The sequence below is a fragment of the Vibrio sp. 1069 genome, assembly GCF_033340555.1.
Window position 1 is genome coordinate 50,474 of sequence record NZ_JAWOWP010000009.1, and the last position, 13,875, is coordinate 64,348.

The window sequence follows — 13,875 nt, forward strand, 5'->3', positions numbered from 1 at the left end:
TAAGCCTATCTGTAGTCTTAAGAGCTTCCAATCCCTGCGCGATTTTCTCAGCATCATCCCGATGTAACATATTGTTTACAACTCATCGTAACTGCATGATTTTTATGACACGATATAATATCTGGCTTGTTTGACTTTATCGTGTATTCCTCTCAAACTAAAACCTGTTATCACTTTGTTATAGAGGGACCTATGCGCGAGAGCAGCAAAGTATGGCAACCGAGCGAAAGTCGTATCGAAGAAGCCAACATTACACAGTTTATTGAACACATTAATCGACAAGGAAATACCCTTGAAAGTTTCGCTGATCTGCATCAATGGTCACTCGATCATGTAGAAAAATTTTGGCAGGAAGTTTGGCTATTCTGCGACGTCATTGGCACTCAGGGAGAGACCATAAAAGAGCGAGCAGAAAGTCGCTGGCAGCAACCCGTCGAAAATAGGGATATAAAATGGTTCCCAAACGCGCAAATTAACTACGCCGAAAATTTGCTAACCTACGCGTGTCACCAACCCGATGATCTCGCGATTTGGTTTGAAAATGAACGTGAAGAAAAACAGACCTACACATGGAAACAATTGTGCGAAGAAGTTTCGAGTGTGCAGCAATGGTTGAAAGAATGTGGAATTAAGCAAGGTGATGTCGTCGCTGGTTATTTACCTCACCTACCTCAAACGGTGATAGCTATGCTAGCAACCACCAGTTTAGGGGCGACCTGGACTTCCACCTCACCTGATTTTGGCGTCGAAAGCGTTTTGGAGCGCTTTGGTCAAGTGAAACCCAAAATCCTGTTTACTTGTGATGGCTATACATTCAATGGCAAAACTTTCGATATGTCTGAGAAAAACCAGCATATTGCGGATCATCTTGATGGTCTTAAACAAGTTTGCCAAATTAGCTACCTTAAACCACACATTTTTGAATGCGATGTCTGCACCCAAGATTGGCAAAATGTCCTGAATCAATACACCCCCGAAGCGTTGACTTTTACTCGTGTGAATTTTAACGATCCGCTATTTGTGCTTTATTCTTCAGGCACAACAGGCAAACCGAAATGCATCGTTCATTCCGTCGGCGGAACGGTGCTTAATCACTTGAAAGAGCATCAACTGCATTGCGATATCCAACCGAACGACCGAGTGTTTTATTACACGACCTGCGGTTGGATGATGTGGAACTGGCACGTTTCTTCACTCGCGAGCGGTGCATGTTTGGTGATTTTTGATGGTAGCCCTGTTTACCCCACTCATGATGTGCTCTGGGACCTCGCAGAACGAGCCGAAGTGACGCTGTTTGGAACCTCAGCAAAATACCTAGAGGCGCTGGAAAAAGCATCTTTTTCTCCGCAGAATAGTGATGCATTTCCAAGTCTGAAAACCATTTGCTCAACGGGCTCTGTTCTGTATCCAGAACAGTTTGATTATGTCTATCAGCACATTAAAGAAGATGTACACCTCGCCTCGATTTCTGGCGGAACAGACATTTGTGGCTGCTTTGTTCTGGGCAACCCTATTTCTCCCGTTTATCGGGGAGAGTGCCAATCAGCAGGGTTAGGGGTTGATGTCCGAGTCTTTAACCCACAAGGTAATAGCGTAATGGGAGAGCGCGGTGAGTTGGTTTGTGCCAATCCATTACCCAACTTCCCTACTGGCTTTTGGAACGACACCGGTGAGAGATATCATCGCGCTTATTGGGATAAATTCGACAATATTTGGCACCACGGCGATGATGTTGAACAGACCAGCGTTGGGGGATACGTGTTTTATGGTCGAAGTGATACCACGTTGAATCCCGGTGGCGTAAGAATCGGCACGGCCGAAATCTATCAGCAAGTGAACTGTATAGACGGTATTCTAGATTCGATCGCAGTAGGAAAAGAAGTCGATCGCAACGAACAAATATGGCTGTTTGTCCAATTAGTCAAAGGGGAAGAGCTCAATGACGAGATGATCGCTTCCATCAAAGCACAGCTAAAGTCTGCATGTTCTCCAAGGCATGTACCTAGTGCGATTTACGCAATAAGCGATATACCTAAGACACGCTCAGGAAAGCTGGTCGAGTTAGCCGTTAAGCAAGTTGTTAACAACCGAAACGTCGAAAATTTAGGCGCAATAGCCAACCCTGAAGTGCTGGAGGAGATACGCAGGATAGTCGTCTCAAAATAACCTCCGAAGACTTAGTTGTTCGAGTATGTCCTTGCCTGCACCATGACGACTTGTTTAGAGCAAGTGAAGTTACACATACCCTCAGCAGATAAGAAAAAAGCGAGCTTGTTAGCTCGCTTTTGTCAATTTTTGTTCTTTATTCAGCGGTATTAGCGACGACCAAGCCCCATTAATACCGACATTGTTTTACCATCAGATGTAATGTCAAAAACGTGTCGCGATTCAACTTCAGTAAAACCCGCTTCTTTCAGTGCACGCTCAGACTTCGCAAGGGTAAAACCGTCTTGTTCACATTCTGCAATCCAATCAAAATGAACAAAATAGCCGCCGTGGTTAAGTAGAGAATGCGAGATCGTTAATGACGCGTCTAAGTCTTCCACGAACGCTAAAACTGATGATGCAACCACCAAGTCGAACTGTCCACGAAACGCAGGGTGCTGAGCAACCAAGCCGCGAGATAGTGCATCTACCACAGGTTCTACGTTGACGAGCTCTTTTTTATCGAGTTCCTCAATCATGGCTTCCGATGCGTCTAATGCTACGATGTCTTTAACCATCGGTGACAATCGTTGACTTAACTGCCCTGTTCCGCATCCAAAATCTAGTACTTTAATGCCATCAAGCTGAGTTAGCTGTTGTAACTGCTCAAACACCGACTGCGCAAATTGCTCTGTTGCTGGATTTGATTCCCAGTTTTTTGCTAAGCCGTCCCAATCTTGTGCCATCGTGGCCTCCATGTTCACTTTTTGTAACCCACATAGATTACCGCAAAACCGTTAAAAGACCATAGACTTATCTGGCGGATTCGCGTTTTTTTCGATAATCTTTCATGGCTTTGGGAGCGCATCTGCATAATACCCAAATTATTTGAATTCATTTATTGGTTGTGTCAAATCATGAACTTAACTCAAGTAGAAGCCTTCTGCACCATCGCTGAGTGTGGTTCTGTTTCTGAAGCGGCAAGGCAACTCGACTGCAATCGCACCAAACTCAGTATGTCGATTAAGGCATTAGAGAAAGATCTCGACGTTGAATTGTTTAACCGAACTGGCAACCAGCTCACCCTCTCTGAAGCTGGGAAAGCCATTTACAAAGATTGCGAACACCTACTTATCATCGCACAACGGGTCAGAAAGACCTGCGCTCAAATCTCGGAAGGGTTTAACGCGGAAGTTTGGGTAGCACGTGACGACTCCTTACCTGATGATCTCTGGCAAGAATTATCTCATACATTGAATAACCGCTTTCCTTCAACAACCTTCAACTTAATCTTGGCATCCAGTGGCGACTTAGCCAACTTGGTCAGTACCCACCAAGTAGATTTTGCTTTCGGCGTTGATTATGAGCGAGTAGACGATCCTCGTATCGTATACAACCCGTTAGGCAAGATACGTATGATGTCAGTATGCAGTGTAGAACACCGCCTAAGTAAGATGCGCCGTGTCTCAGACGAAGATCTACGTAGTCAAATGCAAGCACTAATGGTGTACCTAAATGAGAAAGACAACCCTGAACTGCAACCTTTCTCGACTCGATATATTGGTTTTTCGAGTTTTGACTACATGCTGAACACCATCTTAGAAGAAGACGCTTGGGGCGTGCTTCCAGAACCATTAATCCGCCATTACCTTCGTCAGCAGAAGCTCGCCGTTATCAAACACACATACGGATTGACGCAAGAAGACTACTGTATGTTTTCACCTAACGGCCATGCTGAGCATCCTGCAATGACGTGGTTAGCAGATAAATTGAGCGAGTATTTATTTGACTTCTAAACATTTTATCAGTGAGCGTCAATTTTACTGACACCAAAAAACAACAGTAAGTCGTTGTTTTGTAAGAACATAAATAAAAACGCATTTTTTTAGATTAGTTACTGGTCACTTTGTGGTTGCCTAAATTACCTTATGAGCGAAGAATAGTAAGGTATTAAAATTCAAAGGCATCTTTTATGTGTGACAGGACAAGCAAAAACGAAAACCGTATTCTAACCATTTCAGCCCTTTTGGCATCTGGGTTCGCTGCTGGTGGTATGGTACTTGGCTTGCTTGTAGGCTCAATTGTCATCGTTTTTGACGGTGTTTACTCTTTGGTCAGCTTACTGTTAACTTTATTGTCACTGGCCGCTTCTTACTATATTAACAAGCCTTCAAAATCTGTATTCCCATTTGGAAAAGCGGTCTTAGAACCAATCGTTATTGCGATAAAAGCAGCCGTCATTTTAGTGGTTGTAAGCTTCTCTCTCTACTCTGCGATATCAGCATTGATGTCTGGAGGTCGCGAGGTCGATGCTTCTATTGCGACCTTATTCGGCATCGTGAATGTTATCGGCTGTGGTTACGCTTGGTGGTTTATGGCGAAACGCAGCCGCCGCTTCTCATCAGGCTTGATTGAAGCGGAGAAAAAACAGTGGCAAATGGATACTCTGCTAAGTGTGGCGGTGACCGTAGGATTTATCTCGGCTTGGGCTGTTTCACTAACGCCATTCTCTGAGTATGCGGTATATGCCGATCCCATGATGATGGTTTTAATGGGCTTTTACTTCCTCAAAGTACCGTTCGATATGCTAGTAGGTGCCTTACGTGAACTACTAATGATGACACCAAGCAAAGAGCTGTGTCAGAGCGTTGGCAAAGATGTTCTTGAGATTGAAAAAGTGACTGAGCATCAATTGAAACTGGCTGGCGTAACGAAGGTGGGCCAAGAGCTACGAGTAAATGTGGACGTACATATTGATGACGACACATTGGAGCTTGATACACTAGAGCACACTCGTAAGCAGCTTATCAAGCGACTGTCGAAGCACAGATTCAAGCTTCAACTACACTTGAACGTCGCTTATTAGAGTGCCACCAAAGAGCCGTTAAAACTCAATAAAAAGCTCCCAATCTCGGGAGCTTTTTTAATTTTTTCGATTTAGTTGCTTCGTATTCGAATACAGCTCGCAAGGGAGATCTGTTCGTTGCTCACTTAAATTCTCTGATCTCGTTGGTAACTTACCCAGCCGCTTCGCGCTTCTCTTTGGTGACTAACCAACACATCAGCGAGCCCACCGTTACCATCACAACGCCCTGCCAAAAGCTATGGCTCAGAGTTACGCCAAGAATAATGGAAGAAAATAAAGCGGAAAAAATGGGTGTGAAGTAAGACAAGGTGGCGAGAAAAACCATATTGCCGCCAACGATCGCGATATTCCATAAACCATAACCACCAGCCATTAAAGCCGCAGAGGCCACTAAGTACCCCATCGCTTCCCAACTGAATGTCATTGGTGGCTCATCCGTAAACGCGTATTTGACCCAAAGCGAAACAGCTGTTGCAATAAAAAACAGGGTAATCGCATTATGTTTAGATTGCTGCCTTTGGGTTAAGTTGCAATAAAAAGCCCATATAACCGCGCCAGCGAAAGCCATAAAATACACCAGAGGGTTACTACTAACATTGGACATGATCTGAGTTATGGATAAGCCATTCTCACCGCTCACAGTCCAAGCAACCCCAACAAACGCCAGCGTAACTGCGGGATAAAGCAACCAGTTTGTTTTTTTATTGCTGCCAAGGACCGCAAATAAAACCGTCAGTGCGGGCCAAAGGTAATTGACAATCGACACCTCAATTGCCTGCGCGCGCGAGTTGGAATATCCCAAAGATAGAGCGAGAAATATTTCATAACAGACGAACATCGCACCACCAAGCGCAAGATACTTGGGAGAAAAGTAAGACAACTTTGGAATACCGACCACGATAAGAAGGAAAACAGAGCTAAGAGAGTACAACATGGCTGCCCCGCCTACAGGACCTAAACTCTCCGTAACCAACCTCGCGATGCCAAGCAGACAACTCCAAGAGAGAATCGCGATACAACCATAAAGTGTGAAACGAAATTGCACTGATTTCATGTGACCTACCACTCACGAATGCCAAAGGAAACGTCAGCTTAACTCAAAAATGATCAGGTTCAACGTACTGTTTTATAAAAATCAGTATAAAAATCATTCTATTAAGCCGTTGGAGTCGATATGAAACATTTTCTGCCCTCTAGTGTTATGCTTACACCCTTTGTTGTGCGCTACTATGATGAAGATGACAACGAGAGTGAAAACGTTAAAACACATTCGGAAACGCATGGTCTAGATAGCGAAGAGCAATCTAAGGAACGTTCAGAGTAAAGGAATCCAAACATGAAAAAAGTCGCAGTCATTTTAAGTGGTTCAGGCGTTTACGACGGTTCTGAGATCCACGAAGCAGTGTTGGCGCTCTACGCCATCGAGAAGGCAGGTGCAACTTGGCACTGCTTTGCACCTAACATTGACCAACTCCACGTCATCAATCACCTAACTGGTGACGAAATGGATGAAACACGTAACGTATTGATCGAATCAGCTCGTATTGCACGCGGAAATATTGACGATGTCGCCAAACTTAACGTCGATGAATACGATGCCCTACTGCTTCCAGGTGGGTTTGGTGCCGCGAAAAACTTAACCGACTTCGCTGTTTCGGGTGCGGAGTGCTCCATTAACACACACGTAGCTCAAGCTTGTCGCGCGTTTGCTAATGCGAAAAAACCAGCTGGCTATCTGTGTATTTCTCCTGTCATTATTCCGATGATTTATGAGCAAGGCGTGAAAGGAACGGTAGGCAACGATGAGGCAGTCTCAATAGCATTTAATCAAATGGGCGGTGAACACACCACGTGCCCTGTCGAAGACATCGTTTTTGATGAAAAACACCTCATACTTTCAACCCCTGCTTACATGTTGGCAGAGAATATCTCTCAAGCGGCTTCAGGTATCGAAAAGTTAGTATCAAAACTGATTAAAATAGCTTAATTATTAGTAGTTAGCTTATAAAACACTTCCCTATCCCCATTGATAATTAAGTTATTAATGGGGATTTTTTATACTTTAGTCGAATTTAGAGATATATCCGCGTCAGAAGTCAATTTCTGCCAATCGTTTGCGTCCATAGTTTCATATTTGTTCTACTTTATATCAGTGTTGCACTTATACGCAGTGCAACAAGATCACTGTCACAGTTTTTCTCTTGCAAGTACCTCTAAGTGGGTAAACTTGCTTTAGATCAACTTCAATCTGGAAACGAATGTGCGACAGTAAATGGCAAATTAAGAAAGATTATTAAAAATAACGACGGAGCTATCCAATATGACAAGTGCATTTTTTATCCCTACGGTAAACCTAATGGGCGCTGGTTGTTTGAAAGACGCAGCAGACAGCATCCAATCTCAAGGCTTTAAAAAAGGTTTGATCGTTACGGATAAGATCCTTAACCAAATCGGTGTAGTCAAACAAGTTCAAGACCTTCTCACTGAGCGCGATGTAGCAACCGTTGTGTTTGATGGCACTCAACCAAATCCAACTATCAGCAACGTTAACGACGGCTTAGCACTTCTTACTGATAACGAATGTGACTTCGTTATCTCTCTAGGCGGCGGTTCACCACACGACTGTGCGAAAGGTATCGCGCTTGTTGCTTCTAACGGCGGCAAAATCGCAGATTACGAAGGCGTAGACCAATCTGCAAAACCAATGATGCCACTTATCGCGATCAACACGACGGCGGGTACTGCATCTGAAATGACGCGTTTCTGCATCATCACTGACGAAGAGCGTCACATTAAGATGGCTATCGTTGATAAGCACACAACACCGCTTATCTCGGTAAACGATCCAGAGCTAATGCTCGCTAAACCTGCTTCGCTAACTGCGGCAACAGGTATGGATGCCCTAACTCACGCGATTGAAGCTTACGTATCTATCGCGGCAACACCAATCACTGATGCAGTAGCAATCAAAGCGATTGAGCTTATCCAAGCTTACCTACGCACAGCAGTGAAAAACGGTGAAGATCTAGAAGCTCGTGAACAAATGGCATACGCACAGTTCATGGCGGGTATGGCGTTCAACAACGCTTCTCTAGGTTACGTACACGCAATGGCACACCAGCTAGGTGGTTTCTACGACCTTCCACACGGTGTTTGTAACGCGATTCTTCTACCTCACGTACAGCGTTACAACGCGCAAGTATGTCCTGAGCGTCTACGTGACGTAGCAAAAGCAATGGGCGTAAACGTAGAAGGCATGTCTGCTGAAGAAGGTGCAGCGGCAGCAATCGACGCTATCGTTACTCTAGCGAAAGATGTGGGTATCCCAGCAGGTATTAAAGAGCTTGGTGCGAAACTAGAAGACATCCCAACACTAGCAGACAACGCACTGAAAGACGCTTGTGGTTTCACTAACCCTAAACAAGCAACTCACGAAGAAATTTCTAAGATCTTCGAAGAAGCGATGTAATCTCGCTAACTAAACAATTCTCTAGCCTTAATTCAATCCCCGATCTCGTATCGGGGATTTTTTACATTCATATACAAGTGAATCTCTGCCAAACATAGTCTTTTAGTGTTAGCTTTTAAGTATTAATACGATTCATATTGGAAGGAACCATGAGAACGATTGCTGCTACCCTACTCGCTTGTTTATCCTGTTCTGCCAACACTGCCGAATACCGCGCCAACGAAGTGGCGAGTGGATTTCAGATCCCTTGGGGGATCGAGTTCTTAGATAATCAACGCGTTATCGTCAATCAAAAGAACGGTACGGTTTCGTTGCTGGATATCACCACAGGCAAACCTCAAAAGCTGTTTAACGTTCCCGATGTGAACACCAGTGGACAAGCCGGCTTATTGGATGTTGCGCTCGCACCGAATGCCGATAAGCAAAACCCGCAACTCTTCTTTACCTACAGCAAGCGTACGAGCAAAGGCAATACGGTGGCGTTAGCGACGGCGCAATTGCAAAACAATCAGCTTGTAGGTTGGAAAGATCTCTTTGTTGCTGATGCCTTCACCGATACAGGTCGCCACTACGGCAGTCGAATTTCATTTGTAGACGATAAAGTTTACTTCTCAATCGGTGACCGTGGCGAACGTGATAATGGACAAGACACTCAAACCCATGCTGGCAGTATTCTACGCCTTAATCTTGATGGTTCGGTTCCGCAAGACAACCCATTCAAACCTTCCGAAGCTCGTCATGAGATATGGAGTTACGGGCACCGTAACCCACAAGGTATGTTTTACGACGAAGCAACAAAACAGCTGTGGTCGATTGAACATGGACCACGGGGTGGCGATGAAATTAATCTAATCAAGAAAGGCGCGAACTACGGCTGGGCAAAAGTCTCTCATGGTAAAGAGTATTGGGGTCCGTTGGACGTCGGGGAAGCTAAGTCGTTACCGGGAATGGAAGATCCAAAACTGGTATACATCCCTTCTATCGCACCAAGTAACATGATTTTGTACCGTGGCGATAAGTACCCTGAATTGGACGGAAAAATCCTCGCCGGTGCATTGAAACTGGCGCACATCAACGTAGTTTCTATTGAGAATGGCAAGCTCACCGAATCAAAAAGATTGATGGAGAATCTTGGTGAGCGAGTAAGAGATATAACCATCAGCCCCGATGGTTATATCTACTTTTCTACCGACAGCGGCAAAATCTTTCGTCTTGAGGAAAGGTAATCAAACACTAAAATCGTTAAGACTATTTAATTTGTGACGTACTAGTGATTTATTTTCGTACAATCCAAGCAGAAGAATCTAAACTTAACAATAACCTTTTGTTTTTTAAAACGATAGTTCGGTTAAGTTGTACGAGGTCATTATGATTCCATTCCCTTTACAGCTCGATAAAATTAAAGCCGTGGTGTTTGATTTAGACAACACCTTGGTGAGTTCTGATATGAACTTCGGCGAATTGCGACAACAGCTTGGCTGTCCGCAGAGTGAAGATCTATTGGATTTTGTCGACGCACTTGAGCACCCTCATCATCGAGAGCACGCTCATAACGTGATATTTGATTACGAGATTTCTGATGCTGAGCAGTCTGCTCCAATGATTGGCTGCCATGAATTACTCGCCCACTTGCATCAAAATGAAATCAAAACCGCTATCGTGACGCGCAACTGCCAAATCGCCACGCAGCGCAAACTAGAGCACAACCAAATCTCAGTGGAACGAGTCATCACTCGTGAATGCTTCCCGCCCAAGCCAGACCCATTGTCTTTGCAGGTGTTGGCGAAAGAGTGGCGTTTGATGCCTAATGAAGTGCTTTATGTCGGCGATTACCTTTACGACTTGCAGGCAGCGTATAACGCGCAGATGCCCTCTTGCCTTGTTCATCACGGTAATCAAGAAACCTTCAATGATTCAGCCTCATTGGCGCTTAATGAACTCAGTGATTTATTGAGCCGTTTTGAATCCTTACCACGCAAATAAAGCACACATATAAAATACGCAAACAAAAAAAGGGGCACCAACGTGCCCCTTATGACTTATTCCCGATTGTTTCATGCGTTCCCAAGGATTGCTTGGGTGATGCGCTGCTTAGCCTTGTAGGTAAGCGTTAAGCATCCACATTAATTTTTCTTGCTCACGGATGTAGTCACCCATCAATGCCGCTGTACCTTCGTCATCTGCTTCACCCGCGTTTTGTAGAATCTCACGCTGTTTTAGAAGTAGAACGCTAAAGCCTTGAACCAGACCTTGTACACACTCCTCACCAGAAGTCGCGTTTTGATGTTCTTTAATTTCACTTGCTTCCAAGTAGTTGCTGAATGAGTGCGCTGGCGTATGACCCAAAGTTAGAATACGCTCTGCAAGCTCATCGATTTTTGTTTGTAGATCAGTGTAAATCTCTTCAAATTTTACGTGCAGTTCGAAGAATTGCGCACCTTTAATGTTCCAGTGGTAACCGCGAGAGTTCATGTACAACACTTGGTAATGCGCTAGCAGTTGATTTAACTGTTGAGCTAGTTGTGCTGATTGTTCGCTGTCTAGACCAATTAGGCTTACTTGTTTGTTCATAATGTTGCTCCTAGAAGGATGATACCAATCGTAGTAACGAACTATTCTCTTACCGGGATTGGTATAAAGTTTAAAAATTCTTTTGCAGTATTTGCTGCCGATGGAGTCATATTACGACTCTGACTCGGTGAAGAAAATTTGGTTTTAGCTATGATTTAAATAGCCAAATCCAATGAGCAAGCAGACGAATATCGGCGTATCATCCAACAAAAAGCCCCAATCCTTTTTGTGTAAAAAGAATTGGGGCTTTTTTACTATTTGGTTAACGTTCAAAAGTAGATGAACAGACGTAAACCTTATCTATGCCGTTTTGAAAGTTGCCATCTGTTGATTCAGCTCAGTAACTTGCTCTTTTACTTGCAATGATGTCTCTGATGCACGTTGGCTGTTATTCGAAACCTCATCCACTGATTGAGTTATATCGGACATCAATCCAGTGATCGAGTTGGTCGCATGAGATTGCTGCTCTGCCGCTGCCGCAAGCTCTGCCATTTGTTCATTCAAAGAACCAATTTGTTCAGTAGTGACGAGCAAACGAGTTACCGCTTTTTCAATGTGCTCAGCGCCCTGCTCCGCAAGTGATTGGCTGTGTTCAATCTCCTCAACCACCGAATTGGTCGAGCGTTGAATCGCGTTGATAATGCCGTTGATTTCTGTCGTCGATTGAGTAGTGCGAGTCGCTAACATACGTACTTCATCCGCCACAACTGCAAAGCCTCGTCCTTGGTCGCCCGCACGCGCTGCTTCTATCGCGGCATTCAATGCCAGTAAGTTAGTTTGTTCTGCTAAGCCTTCAATCACCTCTGTAACTCGACCAATGGCTTCGCTCTCTTTGCTTAACTGCGTCACTTGCGTGCTCGCGGTTTCAATGCTGCCATGTAAGCTTTCCATGGTGACTTTGTTTTGCTCTAGTGCATCGCGACCTTGTTCAATCTCGCCTTTTGAATCAGAAAGCTTCTGTACTGATTGATTGGCTTGATCTAGGGTGTTACGCGCGGCTAAAGCGATTTCATCCAATTGGCTTCCCATTTCAACAATGCTGGTCTGTTGCTGTTCAACATTCAATGAAGTGACTTGCGCCGATTCCAATAAAGCTCCCATGCTGGTATCCACTTGGTGCGCTTTCTCACTCACCCCTGCCACGATGCTCGCTAACGATTGGTTCATGCGGTTAATCGAATCGGTAAGGTCTGCCAATTCATCTTTCCCAACAACAGTTAACGGAGGCTGAGAAACATCTCCTGAAGCGATCGTCTTGGCTCGCTCGGATAAGTTTTTCACTCGGCGACCAATGGTGTTGCCCATGTATTTTGAAATCGCTACTGCGGCAAACAAAACTAATGCTGCTGCAATCAACATAGTGGTCAGTACGTTCTTGATCGACTGATTAATACCCTGTCCACTTTGATCAGCACGACTTTGCTGAGCCAATACGATCGTTTCTAAACTTTGGTCTAGTGCATCCGCTGCTGGCAACAGTTCATTCGCCATTAACAAGTTTGATTCGTTCCATTCTGGCGATTGACGCAATGCAATCACCTGCTCTGCTAAAGGAAAGTACAGTTGCTGCATTTCTTTAAACAGTGACCACAGTGATTGGTCGTTATCGGTAAGTCTGTCGAGTTTGCTATCGATTTCCGCCACAGATTGATTGTGGTATTTAATCAAGTCGTGGTATTTGTCTAGATGATCTTGCTGCCCGTATAACAGGAAATCTCGCAGTGCAGACAGTGCATTGGCGAGCGAGGTATAGCTGTCGGCATAAACTTTGAACAGACGTTTTCTGTCTCCACCGAATGGGTTTCCTGACTCTTCGTTGATTAAGCTTTGAAGCTGGTCAAGTGCCACTTCTGCAATGGGTGCCGCTTCGTTAATAAAGAGGTTGTGTGCGGGTAAGTTCTCATCACTGTGGCTAAGTTCAATCAGCTTGTTTAGAGAAACTTTTACCGCGTCCCACTGGCTTTGGATCGCTTGAAAATCCTGTTCAGAGATCAACGCCTGCAACGTTGGAAGCGACTCGTCTGTAGATGCCATGATATTACGCACGTCCTCACTCAGACGTGCGCTCGCCTCTTCATCGCCACCTAGCAACATGTAGGCTCGAATCGAGGACAGCGACGCTTGAACGGACTGTTGGATGCCGCGACTGGTGTCGACGGTCGGTAAATCGGATTTAAGTAACGAAGAGGCGTATTGCTCTACGGTAGTGACGTTGCGATACGTGAATACCGCTGATGCCATAAAAAGTACGGCTAGCAGCACAAAACTGAGCTGCAACTTCCCTGATATCGTAAGGTTCATCCATAAACTCCTGACAACGATGAGCCTTAAATATAACGATGTTTACAAAAATGTTAAATACAGGTGTCAAAAGTTACTAAGAAAACCATGTAAACCACTATTTTAAGCCTATAAATAGGGCTTATTCGAAGTATGGTATGCGCTCACTACGTAAAATCAGATAATTAACGTAAGTCGTTTCTAAGCAGTCTTGCTCCCACAACGAAAGAATCCGCTTAGTGGCGAAGTAGTAATCTTTATTACGCAGTAACACGCCCACCGTGCGGCTGAGCTGCTCAAAGCGCTGTTGCTCATTAGCAGAGATGTCATTGTCCTCATTTTCAATGATGGGCGCCAATCCATCGGCAAACCAATTGTTCAGAATTTCACGCATCTCAAGTTCTGACTCCGGTACATCGATACTCGACAACTCGCGATGCTGTGGTGGTGGCACTATGTACTTCGATGCTTTTGGCGAACTGACATAACGGTACATGTCGCTCCTCCTTGTAAATGACTCTTATACCCAAGTGACTTCAAGATG

At 44.6% G+C, this 13,875-nt stretch carries 13 protein-coding genes; 8 read left to right on the forward strand and 5 right to left on the reverse strand.

The genetic code is table 11. From position 1 onward, the window contains the following. The first annotated feature begins 192 nt into the window (after positions 1 to 192). Positions 193 to 2,166 (forward strand): acetoacetate--CoA ligase, encoded by a 1,974-nt coding sequence (locus tag R7040_RS14670; RefSeq protein ID WP_064354603.1) that lies wholly within the window; start codon positions 193 to 195, stop codon positions 2,164 to 2,166. Positions 2,167 to 2,315: 149 nt separating this feature from the next. On the opposite strand, the gene R7040_RS14675 is transcribed toward R7040_RS14670, so the two are convergent. Then, on the reverse strand, positions 2,316 to 2,891 hold the full coding sequence (locus tag R7040_RS14675) for a class I SAM-dependent DNA methyltransferase (RefSeq protein ID WP_054728907.1): 576 nt from the start codon (positions 2,889 to 2,891) through the stop codon (positions 2,316 to 2,318). 171 nt (positions 2,892 to 3,062) lie between these two features. Here R7040_RS14675 and R7040_RS14680 point away from each other — a divergent pair, with 171 nt between their 5' ends. Continuing rightward, positions 3,063 to 3,941 (forward strand): LysR family transcriptional regulator, encoded by an 879-nt coding sequence (locus R7040_RS14680; RefSeq protein WP_053307827.1) that lies wholly within the window; start codon positions 3,063 to 3,065, stop codon positions 3,939 to 3,941. Between the two features lie 176 nt (positions 3,942 to 4,117). Beyond that, a complete protein-coding gene (locus tag R7040_RS14685; RefSeq protein WP_005389400.1) occupies positions 4,118 to 5,011 on the forward strand; it encodes a cation diffusion facilitator family transporter in 894 nt (297 codons plus the stop codon). Between the two features lie 151 nt (positions 5,012 to 5,162). Here R7040_RS14685 and yddG read toward each other — a convergent pair whose 3' ends face one another. Further along, positions 5,163 to 6,065 carry an aromatic amino acid DMT transporter YddG gene (yddG, locus tag R7040_RS14690; RefSeq protein ID WP_005389394.1) on the reverse strand — a complete coding sequence of 301 codons (903 nt, stop codon included), beginning with the start codon at positions 6,063 to 6,065 and terminating at the stop codon, positions 5,163 to 5,165. A gap of 120 nt (positions 6,066 to 6,185) precedes the next feature. On the opposite strand from yddG, the gene R7040_RS14695 reads away from it, so the two are divergent. From R7040_RS14695 to R7040_RS14715, 5 genes are all read left to right on the forward strand, one after another. Then, the gene (locus R7040_RS14695) at positions 6,186 to 6,335 is read left to right on the forward strand and encodes a hypothetical protein (protein WP_017634379.1); all 150 of its coding nucleotides are present in this window, start codon (positions 6,186 to 6,188) and stop codon (positions 6,333 to 6,335) included. Between the two features lie 12 nt (positions 6,336 to 6,347). Next, positions 6,348 to 6,998, forward strand: a complete 651-nt coding sequence (gene elbB / locus R7040_RS14700; RefSeq protein ID WP_318081377.1) for an isoprenoid biosynthesis glyoxalase ElbB — start codon at positions 6,348 to 6,350, stop codon at positions 6,996 to 6,998. A 333-nt stretch (positions 6,999 to 7,331) separates the two neighbouring features. After that, positions 7,332 to 8,480: an L-threonine dehydrogenase gene (yiaY, locus tag R7040_RS14705; protein ID WP_005388247.1), complete on the forward strand. Its 1,149-nt coding sequence runs from the start codon at positions 7,332 to 7,334 to the stop codon at positions 8,478 to 8,480. 149 nt (positions 8,481 to 8,629) lie between these two features. Further along, positions 8,630 to 9,706, forward strand: coding sequence for a PQQ-dependent sugar dehydrogenase (locus tag R7040_RS14710; RefSeq protein ID WP_053307829.1), 1,077 nt, complete (start codon positions 8,630 to 8,632; stop codon positions 9,704 to 9,706). 142 nt (positions 9,707 to 9,848) lie between these two features. Then, positions 9,849 to 10,463 (forward strand): HAD family hydrolase, encoded by a 615-nt coding sequence (locus R7040_RS14715; RefSeq protein ID WP_021707668.1) that lies wholly within the window; start codon positions 9,849 to 9,851, stop codon positions 10,461 to 10,463. Positions 10,464 to 10,571: 108 nt separating this feature from the next. On the opposite strand, the gene R7040_RS14720 is transcribed toward R7040_RS14715, so the two are convergent. The 3 genes from R7040_RS14720 to R7040_RS14730 all read right to left on the reverse strand — a co-directional run bounded on the left by R7040_RS14720 (position 10,572) and on the right by R7040_RS14730 (position 13,827). Further along, the gene (locus R7040_RS14720) at positions 10,572 to 11,051 is read right to left on the reverse strand and encodes a Dps family protein (protein WP_033906834.1); all 480 of its coding nucleotides are present in this window, start codon (positions 11,049 to 11,051) and stop codon (positions 10,572 to 10,574) included. Positions 11,052 to 11,351: 300 nt separating this feature from the next. After that, positions 11,352 to 13,352 (reverse strand): methyl-accepting chemotaxis protein, encoded by a 2,001-nt coding sequence (locus R7040_RS14725; RefSeq protein ID WP_033906833.1) that lies wholly within the window; start codon positions 13,350 to 13,352, stop codon positions 11,352 to 11,354. Positions 13,353 to 13,473: 121 nt separating this feature from the next. Further along, positions 13,474 to 13,827 (reverse strand): hypothetical protein, encoded by a 354-nt coding sequence (locus R7040_RS14730; protein WP_033906832.1) that lies wholly within the window; start codon positions 13,825 to 13,827, stop codon positions 13,474 to 13,476. Positions 13,828 to 13,875 lie beyond the last annotated feature (48 nt).